At 36.9% G+C, this 22,785-nt stretch carries 20 protein-coding genes; 11 read left to right on the forward strand and 9 right to left on the reverse strand.

Annotated features, from left to right (window positions below; all coding sequences use genetic code 11):
* Nucleotides 1-126 precede the first annotated feature (126 nt).
* Nucleotides 127-684 (forward strand): hypothetical protein, encoded by a 558-nt coding sequence (locus tag AO58_RS0114145; protein WP_024982328.1) that lies wholly within the window; start codon nucleotides 127-129, stop codon nucleotides 682-684.
* Between the two features lie 861 nt (nucleotides 685-1,545).
* Here AO58_RS0114145 and AO58_RS0114155 read toward each other — a convergent pair.
* Nucleotides 1,546-2,457, reverse strand: a complete 912-nt coding sequence (locus AO58_RS0114155) for an AEC family transporter (RefSeq protein WP_024982329.1) — start codon at nucleotides 2,455-2,457, stop codon at nucleotides 1,546-1,548.
* A 117-nt stretch (nucleotides 2,458-2,574) separates the two neighbouring features.
* Here AO58_RS0114155 and meaB point away from each other — a divergent pair, with 117 nt between their 5' ends.
* Nucleotides 2,575-3,663 carry a methylmalonyl Co-A mutase-associated GTPase MeaB gene (meaB, locus tag AO58_RS0114160; RefSeq protein ID WP_024982330.1) on the forward strand — a complete coding sequence of 363 codons (1,089 nt, stop codon included), beginning with the start codon at nucleotides 2,575-2,577 and terminating at the stop codon, nucleotides 3,661-3,663.
* Between the two features lie 84 nt (nucleotides 3,664-3,747).
* On the forward strand, nucleotides 3,748-5,676 hold the full coding sequence (locus AO58_RS0114170; protein ID WP_024982331.1) for an LTA synthase family protein: 1,929 nt from the start codon (nucleotides 3,748-3,750) through the stop codon (nucleotides 5,674-5,676).
* A gap of 73 nt (nucleotides 5,677-5,749) precedes the next feature.
* Here AO58_RS0114170 and AO58_RS0114175 read toward each other — a convergent pair whose 3' ends face one another.
* The 5 genes from AO58_RS0114175 to AO58_RS0114195 form a co-directional block, all read right to left on the reverse strand.
* On the reverse strand, nucleotides 5,750-5,980 hold the full coding sequence (locus tag AO58_RS0114175) for a DUF8828 family protein (RefSeq protein WP_024982332.1): 231 nt from the start codon (nucleotides 5,978-5,980) through the stop codon (nucleotides 5,750-5,752).
* Nucleotides 5,981-6,301: 321 nt separating this feature from the next.
* Nucleotides 6,302-7,207, reverse strand: a complete 906-nt coding sequence (locus AO58_RS0114180; RefSeq protein WP_139225566.1) for a prohibitin family protein — start codon at nucleotides 7,205-7,207, stop codon at nucleotides 6,302-6,304.
* Between the two features lie 71 nt (nucleotides 7,208-7,278).
* A complete protein-coding gene (locus AO58_RS0114185; RefSeq protein WP_370696026.1) occupies nucleotides 7,279-8,691 on the reverse strand; it encodes an MATE family efflux transporter in 1,413 nt (470 codons plus the stop codon).
* 78 nt (nucleotides 8,692-8,769) lie between these two features.
* Nucleotides 8,770-10,539 carry a cytochrome-c peroxidase gene (locus tag AO58_RS0114190; protein ID WP_024982335.1) on the reverse strand — a complete coding sequence of 590 codons (1,770 nt, stop codon included), beginning with the start codon at nucleotides 10,537-10,539 and terminating at the stop codon, nucleotides 8,770-8,772.
* 115 nt (nucleotides 10,540-10,654) lie between these two features.
* Nucleotides 10,655-12,103, reverse strand: a complete 1,449-nt coding sequence (locus tag AO58_RS0114195; protein WP_024982336.1) for a PhoX family protein — start codon at nucleotides 12,101-12,103, stop codon at nucleotides 10,655-10,657.
* A gap of 327 nt (nucleotides 12,104-12,430) precedes the next feature.
* Between AO58_RS0114195 and AO58_RS0114200 the strand changes: the two genes are divergently transcribed.
* The 3 genes from AO58_RS0114200 (at nucleotide 12,431) to AO58_RS17325 (ending at nucleotide 15,322) form a co-directional block, all read left to right on the forward strand.
* On the forward strand, nucleotides 12,431-13,270 hold the full coding sequence (locus tag AO58_RS0114200; protein ID WP_024982337.1) for a DUF6929 family protein: 840 nt from the start codon (nucleotides 12,431-12,433) through the stop codon (nucleotides 13,268-13,270).
* A 266-nt stretch (nucleotides 13,271-13,536) separates the two neighbouring features.
* Nucleotides 13,537-14,781: an ABC transporter permease gene (locus tag AO58_RS0114205; RefSeq protein ID WP_035717867.1), complete on the forward strand. Its 1,245-nt coding sequence runs from the start codon at nucleotides 13,537-13,539 to the stop codon at nucleotides 14,779-14,781.
* 181 nt (nucleotides 14,782-14,962) lie between these two features.
* On the forward strand, nucleotides 14,963-15,322 hold the full coding sequence (locus AO58_RS17325) for a four helix bundle protein (RefSeq protein WP_035717869.1): 360 nt from the start codon (nucleotides 14,963-14,965) through the stop codon (nucleotides 15,320-15,322).
* Nucleotides 15,323-15,496: 174 nt separating this feature from the next.
* On the opposite strand, the gene prmC is transcribed toward AO58_RS17325, so the two are convergent.
* Together prmC and AO58_RS0114220 are read right to left on the reverse strand one after the other, a co-directional pair.
* On the reverse strand, nucleotides 15,497-16,351 hold the full coding sequence (gene prmC / locus AO58_RS0114215) for a peptide chain release factor N(5)-glutamine methyltransferase (protein ID WP_024982339.1): 855 nt from the start codon (nucleotides 16,349-16,351) through the stop codon (nucleotides 15,497-15,499).
* Between the two features lie 42 nt (nucleotides 16,352-16,393).
* Nucleotides 16,394-16,879: a GNAT family N-acetyltransferase gene (locus tag AO58_RS0114220; RefSeq protein ID WP_024982340.1), complete on the reverse strand. Its 486-nt coding sequence runs from the start codon at nucleotides 16,877-16,879 to the stop codon at nucleotides 16,394-16,396.
* A gap of 556 nt (nucleotides 16,880-17,435) precedes the next feature.
* Here AO58_RS0114220 and ribD point away from each other — a divergent pair.
* The 3 genes from ribD (at nucleotide 17,436) to AO58_RS0114240 (ending at nucleotide 20,118) form a co-directional block, all read left to right on the forward strand.
* Nucleotides 17,436-18,485, forward strand: a complete 1,050-nt coding sequence (gene ribD, locus AO58_RS0114225) for a bifunctional diaminohydroxyphosphoribosylaminopyrimidine deaminase/5-amino-6-(5-phosphoribosylamino)uracil reductase RibD (RefSeq protein WP_024982341.1) — start codon at nucleotides 17,436-17,438, stop codon at nucleotides 18,483-18,485.
* Nucleotides 18,478-19,083: an HAD family hydrolase gene (locus AO58_RS0114230; protein ID WP_024982342.1), complete on the forward strand. Its 606-nt coding sequence runs from the start codon at nucleotides 18,478-18,480 to the stop codon at nucleotides 19,081-19,083. The genes ribD and AO58_RS0114230 overlap by 8 nt, the downstream gene beginning before the upstream one ends.
* A gap of 402 nt (nucleotides 19,084-19,485) precedes the next feature.
* Entirely contained in the window at nucleotides 19,486-20,118 is a 633-nt protein-coding gene (locus AO58_RS0114240) for an IMPACT family protein (protein ID WP_024982344.1), read from the forward strand.
* 29 nt (nucleotides 20,119-20,147) lie between these two features.
* Here the strand turns inward: AO58_RS0114240 and AO58_RS0114245 are convergent, their stop codons facing one another.
* A complete protein-coding gene (locus AO58_RS0114245; protein WP_024982345.1) occupies nucleotides 20,148-20,552 on the reverse strand; it encodes an acyl-CoA thioesterase in 405 nt (134 codons plus the stop codon).
* Nucleotides 20,553-20,737: 185 nt separating this feature from the next.
* On the opposite strand from AO58_RS0114245, the gene dnaA reads away from it, so the two are divergent.
* Both dnaA and AO58_RS0114255 read left to right on the forward strand, forming a co-directional pair.
* Nucleotides 20,738-22,165 carry a chromosomal replication initiator protein DnaA gene (gene dnaA / locus AO58_RS0114250; RefSeq protein ID WP_024982346.1) on the forward strand — a complete coding sequence of 476 codons (1,428 nt, stop codon included), beginning with the start codon at nucleotides 20,738-20,740 and terminating at the stop codon, nucleotides 22,163-22,165.
* 9 nt (nucleotides 22,166-22,174) lie between these two features.
* Nucleotides 22,175-22,642, forward strand: a complete 468-nt coding sequence (locus tag AO58_RS0114255; RefSeq protein ID WP_024982347.1) for a low molecular weight protein-tyrosine-phosphatase — start codon at nucleotides 22,175-22,177, stop codon at nucleotides 22,640-22,642.
* Nucleotides 22,643-22,785: the final 143 nt, after the last annotated feature.

Consider the following 22,785-nt stretch of genomic DNA (forward strand, 5'->3'; position numbering starts at 1 on the left):
TTAATTTGAAAATAGTTTGTGTTTGATACATTTGTTTTTAACCGAAAGATTACGCATCTTTAATCCCAGCCTGCGTGTAGCGCGGGAACGTTATAGGGCATTTTAAAAGACGACCGTACAAACAAAATGACAGGAATAAAAAAGACAATAGAATTTAAAGTTTCAGAACCGACTGACCTGAAAAAAATGACAATTGAATATTTCAAAAAATCAGGCTTTAAGCACGTAGACAACAACACAACTGACAGAAAAATAATATTTGAACGTGGCTCAATCGCTTCAAATATGTGGACATTTAATCCGCTGAATTGGAAATCCACAATCGACATTGAAATTAGCGGACAACACGTTAAGGCAAACTTTAATATAAATGCGACAGGTCAAATTCCAACAAACAAAGACGAATTGCTTTGGGAAACATTCATTGGCAATTATAAGAAATATTTACTTGACTCAAAGTTTGACTTTCTTGCCGAGAACTCAAAGAATTTAAAAACAACTAAAAGAAAAAATTTTGAATATATAGGTTGGGCTGCACTTGGTGGACTAATTGGCGGACTACCAGCTGGATTAATTGCATATTGGACGGGAATAAATTCAATTGTTTCTGTTGGAGCAGTAATGGGAGCTCTTACACTTATGACAAAGAAAATCAATGACGACAAAAAGAAAAACGCCCTATAACACACGCTACAAGCAAGCTGGGCAATTGGCTTAATTTGAAGATAGTTTGTGTTTGATACATTTGTTTTTAACCGAAAGATTACGCATCTTTAATCCCAGCTTGCTTGTAGCGTGTGTTATAGGGCGGTTGTTTAGTCGAAATTGCTATTAAACCGCAAATTGTTCACGCTTCTGTTAGCCAATTCCAGCTTTCACACTTTTTCATTTTTCACGTTAGAGTAGGAGAGTCCCAGTTTTAGGTTTTCTTTGCCTGTTCACTTTCTTTAGAGTTTGCTTTTAAAGTTTCTCTTGGTAAGTTTCATTTTTCACACTTCAGCTTTTCACGCTTCTGTTAGCAAAGTCCAATTTTCACACTTCTGTTTTCACACTTCCGTTTTTCGTCTGCTTGTCGTTAGAATCCTATTTTCAACGTTTGATGGCGTTTTCAATTTTCACGTTTCCAATTTTCACGCTTCTGCTTTGTAAACGTGCGGCGGAAACAACTGTTTATTTTCAAATTGGATTTGCCTGCGTAATTTCGGCTCAACTGCCCTATAACTTGTATATAAGCGCAAACATTTTTTTTAGCTACTCCCCAATAATAGGGGTAACTCAGTAAAAAAATGTTCCTATGATTTTTTCAAATATAACAAAATTTACTTACAAAAACCGATAAAAACTATTTCTTTTCGGGTTATACTTCCAACCAAACGTTTTGGGTTTCCTACTGCCCTAGCCCCGATTGAAATGGAAAGCCCGGAGCGCCCAAAGCCAATGGTACTTGCCTCAAAAGAGCGACCAACGGAAGCTCCTTTTGGGGCGTAGTACCATGGCTTTGGGGGTGAGGACTTGTAATGTAAAGCGGGAATAGCTCCTGAATTCTTATATCCATTGTAGCATAAAATACCAAAAACCTAGGGTGATAAAGGAAATTGGTATTCCAAAACCTATCATCATGCTGCATAGTTTGGGTTTCAAACCATAACTTGTGGCCAAAATACTTGCCGTAATCATGGGCGCCATGGCACTTTCAAGCAACGCCACTTCGATAACCTCTGAATGCTGTTGTAAAATTATGATGTACAGCAAAAAAACAAAAGCGGGTGCCAATAGTAGTTTGAAAAATAGTCCCAATCCTAAAAAATTCCAGTGTTTGCTTTTGCGATCAAACTGCAGTTGCAATCCTACTGAAAGCAACGCCAAGGGTGTAACGCCTGCGCCCAAAATTTTGAGTCCTTGTTCTATAAAAGACGGCATTTGAAACTGATACACATTAAGAAAACAGGCCAAGACAAAGGTGATGAAGGGCGGAAAAAAAGCTATTTTTTTTAGAATTTGAAATCCGCTAGTATTGCCTTTTGAATACAAAGTAGCGACCAAAACTGCAAGGGTAGACAACACCACAAAAGATCCGGGTTGATCGACTAAGATGGCGGTTTTCATTCCGCTCTCGCCATAGAGTGCGGTAATGATGGGGAAACCTAGAAAAGAGGTATTGCTCATGCCGCTACAAATAATCATACAACCGATTAACTTTCTTGACCATCCCAGTTGTTTTCCAAGGATGCCAAAAAAGAGCCACGACAATAGAAAAATAATCCAAGCCACTAGAATAGGATACAACAATTGTGCATTCCACTGAATTTTTGGAATGTGATACAAGGCCAAAGCGGGAAGACAAATTTGAATTACAATCCAATTGAGGATTTTAGGGGTATTTTTTGGAATGGCTGAAACGCGTTGAAGCATCAGTCCGAGCACTAAAAAAACAACTATAACGATAAAATTAATCATAGGGCTTATTATTCAATAAAAATGTAAGAGATGATTTCAAAAATACGATTAAAATTATTTTAATAGTCACGCAAACCCGCAAGTTTTATTTAATTTTACTCTCAAAACAATTTTATCTTGACCCATACAAATCCAAAAAGATCAGCGCTTCACGAAATTCCGGGTATTGCTTCACCCGAAAGTGTTAGTGCTGTAGCGGCTAACACCATTCAATCGTTTCGAAAAAAAACACCAACTCCTACGGAATTAGTTGAAGGGATTTTGGCTGGTAATATTACCGCTTTGAGCCGCGCGATTACACTTGTGGAAAGCACCAATCCTAAGCATTTGAGTCAAGCCAACGAAGTCATCAATTCGTGTTTGTTGCACGTAAAAGAATCCGTTAGAATAGGTATTACAGGAGTTCCCGGTGTTGGCAAAAGTACTTTTATAGAAGCTTTTGGAAAACACTTAACGAGTTTAGGTCGAAAAGTAGCTGTTCTCGCTGTCGACCCTAGTAGCACCATTTCGCACGGAAGTATCTTGGGCGACAAAACCCGAATGGAGGAATTGGTGAAAGATAAAAATGCATTTATTCGACCTTCAGCATCTGGGGAAACTTTGGGTGGTGTGGCTCGAAAAACCAGAGAAACCATCACCTTGTGCGAAGCTTTTGGCTTTGACACCATTATCATTGAAACGGTAGGTGTTGGCCAAAGCGAAACCGCGGTGCACAGTATGGTCGACTTTTTTTTATTGCTAAAAATTGCCGGAGCCGGCGATGAATTACAAGGCATCAAACGCGGCATTATGGAAATGGCCGATGCGATAGTCATCAACAAAGCGGATGGCGACAATATCCGAAAATCAAATTTAGCAAAGGTGGAATTCAACCGTGCTTTGCATCTTTTTCCAGCCAAAAAATCGGGTTGGACACCTACTAGTTCAACGTGTAGTGCCCTAACAAAAGAAGGCATTTCAGCCATCTGGGAAACTATTTTAACCTACATAGAAACCACTCAAAGCAATCAGTATTTTTTTGAAAAAAGAGCTGCACAAAACCAATATTGGATGCTCGAAACCATCAATGAGTATTTGAAAAACCATTTTTATAATCATCCAGAAATTGTTCCGCTATTAGAAAAAAATAAAGAAGCTGTGGCCAATAATGCCCTTTCTCCATTTGCTGCTGCACAACAAATTTTGGATGCTTACTTTAAAAAATAACTTTTTCCTTTCTGTTTATCCGAACAAAATCATTAAAAATCTTTCACTAAATAGTATTTTTGCGCTACTAAATTTTAATTTCTCTTGAAAAAAACAGCCCACTTACGACCAATTGTAAACTTTTTGTTACTTGGTTTATGCATCACTACCCTAAGCCGAATCGTTTTATTTTTTCTATTCAAAGAACGTGTGGTTGCCACCGAAAACTACGGATATCTTTTCCCCATCGGTCTCCGAATGGATTTGATATTATTGTGCTATGTTTCGTTGCTTCCAGCCGTATTGATTAGTGTCTTTCCAGAAAAATGGGTGCTCAAAATTCAATCTTTTTTTACGGTTTACTTTATCTTTTTTCTGAGTTTATTACTGTTCTTTGAATTGGCTACTCCCAATTTTATTGCGCAATACGACACACGACCTAACCAACTTTTCATTGAGTATTTGATTTACCCAAAAGAAGTGATTGGGATGTTGTACAAAGGCTATTTGCCTTCGATTTTGGCTACTATCGTTTTCTTGTCGGCCTTTATTTATGCATTAATTCGGTTTAGAAAACAGCTTTTTGGAGTTGGAAAAGCGTCTTACAAAACCAAATTACTCCTATTTCCTTTAGTCGCTTTTTTGTTGTTTTTTGGTGCGCGTTCAAGTTTGACTTCCAAAAGACCGATTAATGCTAGTAACGCTATTTTTTCTACTGACCAGTTAACGAATTGTTTGGGATTGAACTCCTTTTACACGCTTGGTTTTGCTGTTTATTCTTTAAAGAATGAAGGAAACTCCGATAAGATGTACGGAAAAATGAAACCCGAAGAAGCCATTCCTCGCGTAAAAAAATATATGGATGCAAAACCAGAAGATTTTGTTGATGCCAATTTTCCATTACTTCATAAAAGCGAATCGGATACCATTCTAAAAAAGCCTTACAATATTGTCATCATTTTGGAAGAAAGCTTAGGCGCCGAATATGTGGGAAGTTTGGGCGGATTACCACTAACACCAGAATTTGATAAATTGACGAAAGAAGGAACACTGTTTACCAATATGTACTCGACAGGTACTAGAAGTGTTCGCGGGATTGAAGCCGTTGTCACTGGTTTTCTGCCTTCGCCATCAGAAAGTGTGGTCAAACTGAATAACTCTCAAAAAGACTTTTATACCATTGCTAGTTTATTGAAAGCAAAAGGATATGACACCAGTTTTATTTATGGAGGAATGGCCAACTTTGATAATATGGGCGCTTTTTTTAACGGAAACGGCTTTAGCACCATCATTGACGAACCACAATATGACCCTAAAACAAGTGCTTTTCACGGTACTTGGGGTTGGTCCGACGAAGATGTAATGGTGAAAGCCAATGCGTATTTCAAAACACTAAAAGACAAACCTTTTGTGTCGCTGGTTTTCTCCTCTTCGAATCACGAACCATTTGAGTTCCCTGATGGCAGAATTCAGTTGTACGAAAAGCCCAAAAACACCGTGCATAATGCAATGAAATATGCCGATTATGCTATTGGGAAGTTTTTTGCATTAGCCAAAAAAGAGGCCTATTACAAAAACACCATTTTCTTGGTCATTGCTGACCACAACACTAGAACTTACGGAAAACATTTAGTACCTATTCATAAATTTCATATACCAGCATTGTTGATTGGTCCCAACATTCCAAAAAATACCAAATATGAAAAATTGTGTAGCCAAATTGACATCCAACCTACCACATTGAGTAAAATTGGAATGAATGTTATCACGCCAATGCCGGGTCGAAATCTGTTCCGTTTACCAGCTACAACCCAAGGAAGAGCGATTATGCAGTTTCACGATGTGAATGCCTTCCGAGTGGAAGACCAAGTGGTTATTATGCAACCCAACAAAGAGCCATTGCAATTTAAAGTTTCAAAAGATACTATTTTTACGCCAGTACCTCTGAACAAAGAAATAGCAAAGGATGCTTTGAGTCACGTGATTACGGCTTCGTATTTATACAAAAAGAGTAAATATTCTATCCAGAAATAGAATGGGTAACATAAAAAGAGGGTAGTGTATGAAAATCTTACACTACCCTTTTTATTATGTGATTAAATCCAACTTATTCTTCTTCGAATCGAGCTATTTCGCGGTCATAAAACGCATTCGCTTGTTCGATTAAGCCTTCCATTTCGGCGTTCAATTCGGCTTCGTCTAGATCTTCGGGTTCTTCTAAAAACTCTACCTCATCATCTTTAAGATTAATGATAAATCGAGGATAATCCATATGAATGATAAAGATATCGTCTGGAAAATCAGTATTGTCGCCTAGTAAAAATTTTGGTAATTCCATTTTTGTTTGTTGTTTATTATTTGTTGTCTATTGACTCTATTTTACTTCGAAACTATGCAAAGCGTATAATTTTTTACAAATTTAAGCATTCAGTCCTTAAAAGTTGACCGATTAATCAAATTAGGAAGGGAAGACATTCGTTTTTAAAATTTCCTCCACAAATTACACCAATAAACACTAATGCATTACAGCTTTTTATTTACTCTGCCTTTTCAAGTCACGAATTCTTAAGATCTATAAAATTAGTCCATTTTGTGCTATTCGTGGCTAACCTTTTTTTAAAGCAAATACCTTATCAAATAACCGATTAACCTCAAAAAACTATTTATCTGAAAGAATCACGGGTGCACTACCTTTTCCCATAAAAATAATTTTAGTATTGGGAGAAGTTGCGATTTCTTTCTGAGCTTTAATTTGTTCGTATTGCAATTGTTTGTCGGTTAGCCCTAAAGAAATGATACGTTGATAATCTGCGATACCCTGTGCTTCTACCCTTTTACGTTCCGCTTCTTGCTTTTCTTTTTGCAAAACAAAGGTCATCTTTTGAGCATCTTGTTCGGCATTAATTTTACTTTCGATGGTTTTCTTTACGGATTCTGGCAAATTGATATTTCGAATCAGCAATTGCTCTAACACCAATCCTCTAGCTTTGAAATCGGCCTCAATACTTTGGAAAATGCGTTGCTGAAATTCATTCCTTTTGGTTGAATACAAAGCCACCGCATCATAATAAACAGCATTGTCGCGAATACGGGTTCTCGTTACTGGACGTACAATTTTATCGGTATAGCTTTCTCCAATTCCTTTTAGAATTTTTGGAGCTTCATTTGGGATTACACGATACAACACGGTTAAGTCTATGACTACTTCCAATCCGTCATTAGACAATACTCTGATGGCGTCATCACCTTCTTGAGCCCCTTCATTATGAACGGCTGACATGGTATAGTTTTGTGTTTGCACATCAAAAACAGTAATATCCAAAAGCGGATTTACTACGTGAAGGCCACTTTCTAAAACATCGGGTTGTACGCTACCATAAAGCGATTTTACGCCTACTTTACCCGCGTCGATTTGCTTGAACATCGAAGAAGAAACTCCGATTATCAATAATAAAACACCTAGAATCTTTAAAAGATTAGAAAATTTAGATAAAGGATTAGCACTGTTGGTTAAATAGAAACTAACGACTAACAAAATTATTCCGAGAATAATAAATACTATCATTTTTTTTGGTTTTAGTTGATATGCTTATTATACGACGGAATAAAAAAGAAGTTACATTTGTAAGAAAAATTTTATTTCAACATTTCCAACACTACTAATTTCTTGGTTAATCGTGCAAATCGGATGTATAAAAAAACCGCAGCGGCAGTTAGTCCTGCTAATAAACCAATCCAGATACCAACAGCTCCAAGCTCTGTATATTTTCCTAAATAAATAGAAATTGGAAACCCTACCACCCAATAGGCTACAAAAGTTATATACATGGGGATTTTAACATCTTGAAGCCCTCTTAAAGCTCCCAAAACAACCACCTGAACACCATCTGAAATTTGAAAAAAAGCAGCTACAATAAGCAATTTGGCGGTAATCATTACAATTTCTTGATTATCGATTACCTGAGTTACATCGTCGGTATTCAAGAACAAATAAGGTAAATATTGATGAAACACGATAAAAAGAAATGCAAAAACGGTTTCTAAAAGGATGGTCAGTATAAAAATGGAACGTGCCACAACAATTAATCCCTTAAAATCTGCCATACCTTTGGCATTTCCTACTCGGATCATAGCCGTAACATTAAGTCCCATGGCTACCATAAACGTGGACGAAGCCAAGGTCAATGCAATTTGATTCGCCGCCTGATTGTTTTTTCCAAGAGTTCCCGAAAGCCAAATCGCGGCTGTAAATAAAGTGACTTCAAACATCATTTGCATGGAAGAAGGCACACCAAGGTTGATTATTTTTTGCAAAATCATTTTTTTTATGGAACTAAAACTAAATCCTGTAAAAAACTCTTGCATAATTGCATTGTGTTTCATGATATAATGCATAAATATAACCATAATCACTCTGGAAATGACCGTTCCTAAGGCAGCCCCAATAATCCCTAATTTTGGAAAAATCCAAATACCATGGATCAATAAATAATTGAAGAAAATATTTAAAACCACTGCTAAAAAAATAGCATACATCGCATATTTCGTTTGAGATAATCCGTCGGAAAATTGTTTATATCCCTGATAAACCACTAATGGCAGCAAAGAAAAAGCAATCCAATCAATATAAGGTCCTGCTAAAGCTACTACTGCTGCGGGTTGATCCATCAAGTACATCAAATGTTTCGATAAAATGGTCAATACAAACAATACCAATCCTAGAATGGTACACAAAAATAATCCATGATGAAACGTAGCTCTAATTTTTTCTGTATTTCTCTCTGCATGTGCCTCGGCTACCAAAGGTGTAATGGCTGTAGAAAACCCGATACCCAATGAAAGTGCCAGAAAAACAAAACTATTTCCTAATGAAACCGCCGCCAATTCAGTTGATCCTAAAGATCCTACCATATAATTATCCACTACTCCAATCATTGTATGTCCTAACATTCCCAAAATGACTGGGTATGCTAATCGAATATTGGCTGAAAATTCTTTGGTGTATTGTGACAGGTTCATGCATCTAATTTTTAAGTCGGCAAAGGTAATCAGAACCTGATGATTTTTGTTAAAAAAAAGGGTTATAAAAAAGCTAAAGCTCTTAACACCCTTTTTCCAATTTAGTCGCTAACTTTTTGTATCTGTTAGTGTCTTCATAAAAGCAATCAATTGTTTTTTCTCTTTTTCTGATAGAAGTAACGGATCTTCAGGAAGGGTTTGATTGGGTACTTTAAATCCAAGGCCAATACCACCACCTTTGTTATAAAAATCAATGACTTCTTCTAAGGTTTTGAAAACACCATTATGCATGTAAGGCGCCGTTAACTCAATGTTTCTGATCGTGGGTGTTTTAAAAGAATTTCTATGAATTTCGGCTTGGGTCAATTCATATTTTCCTAAATCGGCATCTAAATAGTTATGCCTGTTCGGTACTCCTAAAATTTCGCTTTCTGTTTTCATAAAATTAGGTGGGACTGTCCCGTTGGTTAAAGGAATAAAATGGCAAGTAGCACATTTAGCTTTACCTGCAAATAGATTAAAACCTGCTTTCTCGTCTGATGAAAATTGAACTTCGTCTCGCATGTATTCGTCAAACTTTGAATTGTACTTACTCAAAGAACGAACGTAGGAAGCCAAGGCGTTTTTGATTCCGAATTCGTTAATCTCATTTTTAGGAAATGCTTTTTTGAATTCGGCTACATACTTTTTATCTTTTTGCAAGGCTTTCACTGATTTTTCAAGAGAACCGTGCATTTCGATTTCGTTTGTGATGACAGCCACCGCTTGATCTTCGAGATAACTTACTTTTGAATCATAGAAGAAAGCACGTTGGAAAGCGATGTTCATCAAAGTGGGCGTGTTTCGCTTTACTTTGGTTTTGCCATCTAAAGATATCGTTTGTTCTAAACCATCTGTAAAAGCAATATCAGAATGGTGACAAGAAGCGCAAGAACGCGTATTATTGCCCGACAAAATAGGGTCATTGAATAACTTTTTTCCTAAGGCAATTTTTTCTGGAGTGGTTTTATAATCAGGAAAACCATTAAAAGCTTCTATATCAAAAGCCTCTTTATCAAAAAGGGTTTGCGCTGTAGTTTTTAAGCCTCTGGTCTCTTTTGCAAAGGAAATCAAAGCATTTTTTTGACATTGATATAACTGTTTACTCAATGGATTAGCTATATTTTTTATAAAATACGCTCTATCAAAAGCATTGAAATTGGTATGCGTTCCCAAGTATTTTTTCCCTTGAGAAAGCGTTGTTGTAAGCGCTTGAAATGACTCCTTATCTATTTTATTTTTGTAGAGAGCTACCGTTTGAGCAATACTCTCTAAAACCACTTTTGCTTCTGGGATGGAATGCAGTGCAACTGGAGAATCAAAGCCCGTAATTCCGAGGGTAATCATTCTAAAAACAGATAGTCGCAACGCATCAAAAATGTAAGTATCCGCTAAGGTGGTTTTTTCCGAAACCTTTTGTAATCGATTTAAATTAGACCTCAATACACCTATTTCCATTTCTAAATCTGATTTAGTAGCTACATCATATTTTGGAAACAAAAATTCTTCTACCACTTGCAAACCCTCTGGAGGTACTGTTATGCCATCATTTTCTTCAAACTCAGGAATTGCTGGTCCGTTGATTGATTTAGAAACTGTTGGGTAATAGTACTCGCTCATCCATTCCAATTTCTTGTAGCTATTTCTAGCTTTTAAAAATTGATTCTGAATCGTTGAAAGCTTGGCATCTGAAGCTACCAAAAGTTTTAATTGATCTACTTCGTGAATTAATTCGGAAACGCCATTGGTAAAATTAGATGAAATAAGCTCATGAGTATTTTCCTTTTTTTCACAAGAAAAAAAAGAACATAATAGCACTAAGAAAAAATATTTTTTCATAAAAAAATGAGTTGTTTTTGCTTTTAAACTGCAATCATAAAAACGGATGCATAAAAAAACTAAAACCACGATTGCTTACATACAATCGTGGCTAAGTAAAAATTTAAAAATGATATTATCTTGCTAATCCTTTAATTAGAACTATTTGACTAGCTTGATTTTCAGTAGGGCGTTTTGTTCCTCCGTCTACACCTTTGTATTTATCACCTCTCCATGTATGAGGTTGCACAGATAATAAAAAGGTATCATCAATGCCTAATTGCTCAGATACATCAATCATTGCGCCGTATTCCCAGCTTCCAAATTTTGAAGCTCCTCCAACATTATAAGTCGTTGCATCGGTAGCCGTACGACGATGGTCTAATTCTAAAACTACTTTTAATTGTTTGGTAGCGATATTGTATTGATAAATATAGGCATCATGTGTTTCGTCACCGTAACCATTAGAATCTTCTTGAATGTAAACATAATTTTTAGTAACACATATATTGTCTGGATTTTGAAATTTACCAGCAACACCATTACGATCGTCTCCGTCTAAGATAACTTCTAAGCTCCCTTTTAATGGATCTTTTTCGTCTAAATTCAATTTGTACACACGTCCATATTTGGCTCTAGAGGCATCAGCATTTGTTCCCGTATTGTTTTGCCCTGTTACGTTAAAATAAATTTCTCTTGTGCCTTCAACGCTTCCTTTTTTGTAATCCAAATCTTCAACACGACCAAACTTTAGCGCTTTAAGTGTATTTACCGAAGCATTGATAGCAGCTCCTGTCAACGTTTTATGATTTTCTATTTTCACAAATGAAACAGGATATTTTTGGTTCACCGCAATATCTTTTTCTCTTTGATTGTCGTCATTACGCTTCATCATGTACAACGAACCATTTTGCAAATCGCCCACTTTATCAGCAACATACATAAAAACTTGACCGCCGTAAGTGTCTGAATCGTCATCACCCAAAAGAATTACAGTTTTACCAGGATATGCCTTTGCATTTAATGGCACTGCATTTTCGGCATTTAATCTCCCTAACGCCTCTAAACCTCTGTTTTTAGATGCTTCAGCTACACTAGCAAAAGGATCCAAACCATGCGTAAGCGATTCTTCTCCAGACTCACCAGAAGTTAAAAATATAGGGCCAAAACCATGTTCTGCTGGGGTAGCCATTGTTGCACTACACAATCTCCAAAATCCTCCATCCGAGTTTAACAAATACTCACCTTTAACAGGTTTAAATGTTTTATCAAGAGTAACTCTTGAAACCGCAAAATTGTCTTCGTGATTTACTAAAAAAGTAAAAGTTCCATCGGCATTTTTCAATAAACCTGTTCCATCTGCTGAACCTCCGAAAACAAATTTTGGACTATTCGCTATAACATCATCAGATGAAATCAAAGAGAACAACTCTAGATTTTCAAATCCTGTCATTTTTTTTACCAAAACAGGAGTTACTGATTGATTTTTTAAAACCACAGCAGTTGTCTCTTTGGTATCATTAGAATCATTCTCACAAGAAATAAGTGAGACCAAACACAATAAGGGTAAGATTAATTTTTTCATTGATTTAAGTTTTTTTATACCCACAAAATAAGACTATGAATATAAACACATTGTCACTGTAGGATTAAGAAACAGCTATCAATACGTAGGATTTTAAATTATAATTTAATCTAAAATTTACAAAGTAACAATAAGCAAATATTGAATTTAAATTGAGTTAACAATGAGAAGCCAAACACAAACAACTGTTTCAAAAAAAAACATAAAAGAAATTTCTAAAGTCCCCTTAAACGAAAAGATTCTGCTGACAAATCACTACTTTAGTTGCTTTTTAATTCATCTCGATTCCGCACTTTAATGGAATTTAGATACAAATTTTATAATGCAATGGAAAAATTCACTCTCGAACTTTTATTTCAAATCATCGGTATTGGTTCTGCTTCTGGTCTTATTTACAAATCGCCTTCCTTATATGTTATTAGTGACAACAGCGGGTATCTGTACGAATACAATATGGAAGCCAAAGACTTACAGCAACACGCAATTATTGAAAATGCCAGCGTCAATATTGCCAAAAAAGACAAACCCGATTTTGAAGCCATGACGAGTTTCGACGACAAATTATATGTTTTTGGTTCAGGTTCTACGGCCAAACGCAACAAAATGATAGAAATCAATACGACCGAAAAAGAAATCAAAACCAACGATTTGACCGACTTGTATGGCGTAATGCAGAGTTTTGGCCAAATCAAACCGGCTGATTTTAATTTAGAAGGAGCGATTTATACTGGAAAAGAATGGATGCTTTTTAATCGCGGGAACGGCAAATCGAGCAAGAATGTCATTTTTACAATTTATGGCAAAAACTTGATCAATGAGTTTAATATGATAAGCAACGACTATAAGTTGCCTAAAATTAATGGTGTACGCAGCAGTTTTACTGATGCTGTTTTGGTTGACGATAAAATTTACTTCTTGGCTACCGCCGAAGATACACAATCAACTTATAAAGACGGAGAGGTTTTGGGGAGTTTAATTGGCGCTATAAATCTGGAAACCATGAAAATAGAATTTACTCAAAAAATTAGCGATACCCAAAAATTTGAAGGACTTACCCTCTATCAAAATTCGGTCAAAACCTTGGACTTTTTGCTCTGTGAAGACAAAGACTCGGAAGTGCTAGAAACGAATATTTATAAATTGTCTTTAAACAAAAGCAAGCTCTAAAAGTTTTTTTTTGATTTTGTCACTACATAAAATCAAGAAACAAACTACGAGATTCCAAAAACCTTACAAAACACAAATACATAAAATTCAACTATTTAGAAATAAAAAACCAAAATCACATAGACTTGTAACTAACTGCATCAACAGGCAAATTAAATTAGCGAAGAAGACTTTCAACTTTGCCATTCCATGTTTTTTATTTTACAATATAGCGTTTTTGAAAAACAAACTTTGTAACAAAAATTGTATTTTCGTGACAAACTTACATGATGCTAAAATTATTCAAAGAAAACATAAAAATTGCGTTGGGTTCGATCAAAACGCAATTGCTGCGTACCATACTTACGGTACTGATTATCGCTATTGGAATCACAGCTTTGGTAGGAATTTTGACCGTGGTGGCGGCTTTAGAAAATCAAATTTCATCGGATTTTGCCTCGATGGGTGCCAATACCTTCAACATCAATCAATACGAAAACACGACCAGAAACCGTGGTGGTGGCGAGCGCGAAATCATCAATCCGATCATCTCGTACCCCGATGCTGTAGCGTTTAGAAATAAATACAAATATCCATTTACCGAAACCTCCATTTCGTTCAACGCCAGCCAAGCTGCCGAAGTCAAGTACCTGAACACCAAAACCGATCCCGAAAACAAAATTGTAGGGGTCGACGAAATGTATGCGGTAAACTCCGGATTAGAATTTAGTGCGGGTCGTAATTTCACAAGTTTCGACATCAAAAACAACGCATTCGTTTGTGTAGTTGGCTCGGATTTCGAAAAAGGTCTACTAAAAGACATCAACCCGATCGACAAAATCATTTCTATTCGCGGAGCCAAATTCAGAGTCATTGGCGTGCTCAAAGAAAAAGGATCTACTTTTGGTAACAGTCAGGATTTACGCGTGTTGATACCTATTCAAGTAGCGCGTTCCATTTTCAGTGCGCCCAACATCAACTACAGCGTGAGCGTAATGGTGGGCCGAAAAGAATTGTTAGACCAAGCCGTAGACAACGCCACCAGCGTCATGCGTCGCGTGCGAAAATTAAGCCCTGTCAAAGACAATAACTTTGGCGTAGTGCGCAGCGATGATTTGATCAATCGTATTTTGGGCATCACCCAATATTTAGGTTTAGCAGCATGGCTCATCGGGGTAATCACGATTTTTGGTTCCTCAATTGCTTTAATGAACATCATGATTGTATCGGTAACCGAAAGAACCAGAGAAATTGGCGTTCGAAAAGCCTTGGGTGCCAAAAAATCAACCGTGGCGATTCAGTTTTTTATCGAAACCTTGCTCATTGGTCAAATTGGTGGATTAGTCGGTATTATATTCGGAATCCTAATCGGTTACGGCATCGCCAGCGCCATGGATTTCGCCTTCGTTATTCCGTGGGGCGCCATCTTCGCTGCCTTTGCCACCAGTTTTATGGTCGCGATTGTTTCTGGACTCTACCCTGCCGTAAAAGCTTCTAAACTCGACCCAATTGAGGCGTTGCGATATGAGTAGAAAATTGAAAAGAGATTTTTAGAAGGCAGAAAGCAGACTTCAGAAAGCAGACTTCAGAAAGCAGACTTCAGAAAGGAGAGATGTAAGGATGGAGATAACAGAAGGCAGTTTTAGTAAAATCAGAACAAAAACAGTTTAGAATAATCAAAATTTAAAAAGTAATCTCTTTAAAACATTTAAAATGAAGTTTCAAGAATTGTTAGCCTACAAAAAGTCATTTGAGTTATCTATGATGATTTTTAAAATGACAAAAACATTTCCAATCGAAGAAAAATATTCTTTAACAGATCAAATTAGACGTTCTTCGAGAAGTGTATCTGCTAATATTGCTGAAGCCTCTAGAAAAATAAGATACGAAAAGCATTTTATATTAAAACTAACCGATAGTGACGCAGAGAATGCTGAAACACAATCATGGTTACAATACGCTTTAGCTTGTGAATATATTTCAGAGGTTTCATTTACAGACTTAACTCAAAAAAGTTTAGAAGTAGGAAGACTAATAAACTATATGATCAACAATCCTGATAAGTTTACTTAAAAAAGCAGAAAACAGACTTTTGACAGAAGATAGAGGATGGTAGAGATTAGATAGATCTATGGTTAAAAATAGAATTTGAAATCTTATTTCTGAAATCAACTGTCCGCTTTCTGAAGTCTGCCGTCTGAAGTCTGCTTTCTAAAGTCTGCCGTCTGCTTTCTGCCGTCTGAAAACTTATTTCAATGCCAAAATCATCCTGTCATTTCCGTAAATATCTTTTCGTAATTCCACGTTTTGAAAACCTAAATCTTTTAACAAATCAACCGTTTCTTTACCCAAATACTGATTGATTTCAAAAAACAACTTGCCGTTCGGACGCAAACTTTTTAATGCCAACTCCCCAATTTTTCGATAAAAAATCAAAGCATCATCATCGGCTACAAACAAAGCCAAATGCGGTTCATATTCCAACACATTGTTCTTAATTTCTTGCTTTTCCAAATTCCGAACATAGGGCGGATTCGAGACAATCACATCATAACTTTCCAACAAATCGGTTGTTTCCAAAATGTTTTGCAGTATAAAATGTACTTCTACTCCATTCAACTTTGCATTGCCTTTAGCGACTTCCAAAGCCTTTTCCGAAACATCAATAGCCGAAACTTTGGCCTGAGGCAAATGTTGTTTCAAACTAATCGGAATACAACCACTTCCCGTCCCGATATCGAGAATGGAAAATTCTGCTGTTGTTTCCATTTTGCTACAATCATGTAGCATCCATTCCACCAACTCTTCGGTTTCGGGTCTTGGAATCAACACGTTTTCATTTACTTCAAAATCCAAACCATAAAAACTAGTCTTTCCTAAAAGGTACTGAATCGGGATTTCTTTTTTCAAATCTTCTAAAATCGTGTTCCAAACCACGAGTTCGACCTCCGAAAAAGTCAATTCAGGTCGCAACGCCAAATCGATTCGTTTGAGTTGCTGTTTGGCTTCCAAAATCAAATAGAAAAAGCTTTCGGCCTCGCCTTCGTCATAAATAGAGGAAAGTTCCTGAATAAAATGAGTTCTATATTCTTTTATTATCATAATCAATAGTACTGAATATCGATTCGTATCGACATTAGGTGTTTACAAATCTTTCAGCATCCAAACCGGACAACTGCTGTGTCCAGTATTGCCCATGGCACTGCAGAGGTATTCAAAACCTGTTTTCTTATACAACTTTTGGGCTTCATGCATAAACGGCATCGTTTCGAGATAGCATTGCTCAAAACCAAAGTCTTTGGCGGTTTGCAAACAAATAGCCATCATTTCGCTTCCAATTCCTTTCCCGCGCGTGGCTGGCAAAAAGTACATTTTTTGCAATTCACAAATGGTTTCTTTTTCGTTAGCCAAAGGCGCCACTCCAGCACAACCAACAACTTCGCCATCCTGCTCCACTACAAAATACAGCGACCGTGGCTTGCTGTATTCTTCGAACATCAAATCTAAATAAGGATCCTCGTAAGCGGTGCCTACTTTTGGAATTTCCAACTCGTCAAAAACGGCTCGTATTAACTGAGCTACGGCAGGATTATCTTTTTTTTCAATTTTTCTAATGGTCCAATTTGACATAGTGTTTAGTACTGAAGTTAGTGCGACAAAAATAGCATTGTTAATTGACAAATTAGCAAAACTAATTGGCATTCGCTTTTAAAAAAGCAGCCACGAATTCACTAATTGTAGCTTGAATATAATATAATTGAGAAAAATTACACAAATAACTAGGCTAAAAATAGTTTATGTATAATTGTAACAAAATCTTTATAACGGCCACGAATTCACAAATTGCAGCCTGAATGTAATCAAAAATAAAAGCAACCACGAATTCACTAATTGTAGTTTGAATATAATGAAAATTGACGAAGTTACACAAATAACGAGGGTTTAAGAATTTGTGCATGCTTAGTGAAATTCAGGACAAAAAATATAAAAGCAGCCACGAATTCACAAATTATAGCTTGAGTATAATGAAAACTAAGAAAGTTGCACAAATAACGTCATAATAAACGTTTAAAGTTTTGCGCTCCTTGCGTAATCCTTTGCGACCTTTGTGGTTAAAACAGATAAAAGCGAACGTCTTGCACAAGGAAAACGAAATCTGACACCTAAAAAATAGTACTTTTGTATGATGAATAGTCCTGAAAAATATATAAAACGTTGCATTGAACTGGCCAAGAACGGCTTAGGCACTACCTACCCTAACCCGATGGTGGGCAGCGTAGTTGTAGCCAACGGGCAAATTATCGGCGAAGGTTGGCACCGAAAAGCCGGAGAGCCCCACGCCGAAGTCCACGCCATCAATAGCGTAAAAGATACCTCTTTATTAAAAGAAGCTACTATTTATGTCAGCCTCGAACCCTGTAGCCATTTTGGAAAAACACCGCCTTGTGCTGATTTGATCGTGAGAAGTGGCATCCCAAAAGTGGTCATAGGCACGGTTGACCCAAACTATCAAGTGGCGGGTAAAGGCATAGAACGTTTGAAAAACGCGGGGATTGAAGTACTAGTGGGCGTACTCGAAAAAGAATGCCAAGCCTTGAACAAACGTTTTTTTACCTTTCACAACCAAAAACGCCCTTACATTATCTTGAAATGGGCCGAAAGTCAAGACGGATTTATCGCTCCAAGTCCAAACCCTTATCACCAACGAGCTCCGATTTGGATTACCAATCCCTACTCGCGACAATTGGTGCACAAATGGCGCAGCGAAGAGCAAGCGATTTTGGTAGGCACTCAAACCGTTGTTGCCGACAATCCGAAGTTAGACACCAGAGATTGGTTTGGTCAACATCCTACTCGAGTAATTATTGACCGAGAAGGTCGCATTCCAGCGGATAGTTTTGTATTGGATCAAAGTGTCCCTACTTTGATTTTTACATCAGCAACTGACCGTGTCTCAAAGGAAAACTGCCTTTTTGAAGCGATTGATTTCAATCAAAACATTGTACCCCAACTCCTAGCAAAACTGTATGAACACCGCCTGCAATCCGTTATTATTGAAGGAGGCACCACTACCATTCAGCATTTTATTGATTTGAATATGTGGGATGAAGCCCGAATTTTTAAAGGAGCCGTTACCTTTACTAGTGGGATACCAGCCCCACAAATTACGGGTCATTGCCTTGAAAAAACAACCTACGGCACCGACGAACTTTTAATACTTAGCAATCATGATTAATGCGATTATTTTTGATTTTGGAGATGTATTTATCAATTTAGACAAGCAAGCCACGCAAGACCAACTGCGACAATTAGGGCTTACGGCTTGGCATGACGATTTGAACGAGCTCAATATGGCATTTGAAAAAGGAAATTGTACACGAGACGCATTTTTGAATGGTTTTCAAAAACATTTACCCCACGCCAGTCTAGAAGAAATTCTTGCAGCTTGGAATGCTATTTTACTCGATTTTCCGCTGTATCGTTTGGAGTTTTTACAATTATTATCACAAAAATACCGCCTGTTTTTGTTGAGCAATACCGATGCGATTCATATTGACACTTTTGAGCAAAAAACGGGGAGTTCCTTCTACAGTGCCTTTTATCAATGTTTTGAGAAAGTGTATTTTTCTTTTGAAGTAGGGATGCGAAAACCAGATGCTGAAATTTACTTACACGTGCTACAACAAAATGAATTGTCGCCGAAAAGAACTTTGTTTGTAGACGATAAGAAAGAAAACACCGACGCTGCTCAAGCACTAGGCATGCAAGTTTGGCACCTACAAGTTGGAAAAGAAGATGTGGTCGATTTGTTTAAAAAAAATAGCTTAGACTAATGCTAAGCAATCAAAATAAAATAGTGTCCTATTTATATTGATTGCTCGCAAAGTCGCAAAAAAACCTTGTGAATACTACTCCTTAGCGTTTTAGCGAGAATATGGTTTGGTAAATTGCAAGCAAAAAATGGCAAGTCAAAATCGGAATTAAATTTGACAATCCTTATTGCCTGCAACTTAGCGCATCGTTGATGAAAAATCTTTCTAAGTAAACAACCCTGCTTCTCCTTAGCCCCGATAGTAGCGGCATCCTTTTTCATACGCTTGGCAGGTCCCTAAAACCTGCCAAGCGTATGAAAAAGATATAGCGAATAGCGGGAACCCATGCCTCATAACTATGCCTTGGGTGCTGCTCCAAGAAATAAACTTAAATTTGCAACAAAAATCCCCCTTTCAGAAAAGTTGAACATGAAAGATACTTATCAAACTATTGCTGCGCCCAACGAACCAATATTGTTTAAGGAAAAAAACAGTAAGTTTTTTGGGTACACGTTTCCGATCACGCACGAAGACGAAGTGAAACCTATTCTTGAAGTGCTTAAAAAAGAACATCCGCATGCGGTGCATTATTGTTATGCCTACCAAATTGGAACTGAAACGTTCGTGTATAGGGCCAACGATGATGGGGAGCCTAGCAATACGGCGGGAACTCCCATTTACGGTCAAATTCAGTCCTTTGGTTTGACGAATATTTTGATTGTGGTAGTTCGGATTTTTGGAGGTACCAAATTGGGGGTTGGCGGCTTGATTGCGGCCTATAAAACCACAGCGCAATTAGCGATAGCAGCGAGTGAAATTGTGGAGAAAACTATTGATGTTTTTTTCGTAATCACTTTCGATTATAAGAACATGAACAAAGTGATGCGTGTTATTAAAGAAAAACAACTTCAAATTGTGAATCAAGAAATGGAAATTGATGTCCAAACTAATTTACCGATTGGCAAAATAGAGTGTTGTATTCGAAAAAAAAACGCCGAAATGATTTTCGGCATTTTTGAAAATATGTTTGAGATTGTGATCGAAAAAAAAGAATGAAACATGTTTTTTGTCGATGATTTTTGTCGTTAGTCGATGTTTTTTAAAAGCTCCAAAATATAATCTGGTGGAGCGATTGGACGACCCGTTTTTAGAGAGACAAAAACCAGTACAAAATCGGCCGTTGTTAATAACTCTTGAGTTTCGCTGTAAATGGCGCACTCGAATTCGATCTTCACGGACGTCTGCCTTTTAAAAGTGGTATGAATGGTCAATAAATCATCATAACGAGCCGATTTTTTGTAATTGATTGTCATAGAAACGATGGGGAGCGCAATGCCGTTTTCTTCCATCACTTTATACGAAACCCCCTTATTTCTAAGCCATTCCACGCGCCCTATCTCAAAATAAGGCACATAATTCCCGTGATAAACTACTCCCATTTGATCCGTTTCGGAATAACGAACACGTACTTCTACTTGATGATTTTTCATTGTGTTTTCTTAAAAAAAAATTAAAATTTTTAATGCCCTTACAACATTTTTTTCTAAAATTATTGGTCAATATATTTTTTTATACAAAAAATTATTCACACTTTTGTTAACCTGAAAATCACAAAAAACAGTCACCGTTTTTTGCTTCAAAAATCATCTAAAGTAAAAATAATTTCGCCAAATCTATGAATAAAACTGCACAATCGGTATGGGAAAACTGTTTATCTTTTATAAAGGACAACATTCAAGAGCAAGCGTACAAAACTTGGTTTGAACCTATAAAATCAGTTGAGTTAACCGACAATGCTTTATATATTCAAGTACCTAGTAAATTCTTTTACGAATGGCTAGAGGAGCACTATGTAAAATTATTAAAAGTAGCCCTTACCAAAGAACTTGGTAAGAATGCTAAGCTGCTTTATAAAATTAGAATGGAGAACACTTATGGTAATAAACAACCGTTTACGGAACAATTACCAAGTACCAATCGTGTGGTGATGAAACCACAGGAAGTGGATGCTCCAATCAAAAATTTGAATCCCGAACTAAAAAATCCTTTTGTGATTCCTGGGATTCGCAATTTAAAAATTGAATCGCAATTAAACCCTAATTATAGTTTTGATAATTTCCTAGAAGGGGACTCCAACAGATTGGCGCGTTCGGCAGGTATGGCTGTAGCCAACAAACCCGGAGGCACCTCGTTCAACCCTCTATTAATCTTTGGTGGCGTTGGATTGGGAAAAACTCACTTAGCTCACGCTATTGGTGTAGAGATTAAAGACAAATATCCAGAAAAAACGGTTTTATACATTTCTGCCGAAATTTTCACCCAGCAATATATCGATTCGGTTAAGAAAAACAACCGTAATGATTTCATTCACTTCTATCAATTGATCGATGTATTGATTATTGATGATGTTCAGTTTTTATCTGGAAAATCAGGAACTCAAGATGTATTTTTCCACATCTTCAACTATTTGCACCAAAACGGCAAACAAGTAATTTTGACTTCAGACAAAGCTCCTGTTGACATGCAAGATATCGAACAACGTTTGCTGTCTCGTTTCAAATGGGGATTATCGGCCGAGTTACATCAACCGGACTACGAAACTCGTATTTCAATTTTGAAAAACATCTTGTACCGCGATGGTGTTGAAATTCCAGAAGACATCATTGAGTATGTTGCCCGGAATATCAAATCCAATGTTCGTGAACTCGAAGGCGCCATTATCTCCTTAATCGCACAATCTTCTTTCAACAAAAAAGAAGTAACTATTGAGTTAGCCAAAAGCGTGGTGGAGAAATTTGTCAAAAACGTCAAAAGAGAAATCTCGATTGATTTTATTCAAAAAATTGTTTCTGACTATTTTCAATTGGACATCGAAACTTTGCAATCCAAAACCAGAAAAAGACACGTGGTTCAAGCCCGTCAACTGGCCATGTTTTTTGCTAAAAAATTCACTAAGGCATCTCTAGCCAATATTGGCTCACAAATTGGCGATCGTGATCATGCTACCGTTTTACATGCTTGCAAGACGGTTGACAACCTTGTAGCCACTGACAAACAATTCAAAAAATTTGTTGACGATATCAACTCTAAATTAACGCTATAAAAGCGGATTATGCCTGTAAAAATATTAATGGTTTGCTTAGGAAACATTTGCCGTTCTCCCTTGGCAGAAGGAATATTAGCCTCAAAACTACCAGCGGATCAATTCGTTGTTGATTCTGCCGGAACAGGCTCTTGGCACATAGGCCACGCTCCTGACAAACGCTCCATTGCAGTAGCTGAGCACCACAACCTCTCGATTGCGCACCAAAAAGGAAGACAATTTAGCACCAAAGATTTCGATACCTTCGATTATATTTACGTGATGGACATCTCCAATTATGACACCGTGATTGAGATGGCAAAAAATGACACCCAGAAAAACAAAGTTCAAATGATTTTAAACGAATTGTTTCCAGGTGAAAATGTAGATGTACCCGATCCTTATTACGGCTTAACCAATGGATTTGAAAATGTATATCAAATGCTAGACGAAGCTTGTGATGTAATTGCCAAAAAAGTCATTGAGAAGCATTCTTAAATACAACAAGAATTCCTGCTCCTCTATAAAGTATAAAACTTCACATATTTATTGAACATTAAGTGGTTAAAAACACAATTGTTATTATTACTCAATTGTAAAAAAGCATAAACAAGTTCAGATAGTTTTATAACTTTGTAAAA

This window comes from Flavobacterium succinicans LMG 10402 (genome assembly GCF_000611675.1).
Taxonomy (GTDB): Bacteria; Bacteroidota; Bacteroidia; order Flavobacteriales; family Flavobacteriaceae; genus Flavobacterium; species Flavobacterium succinicans.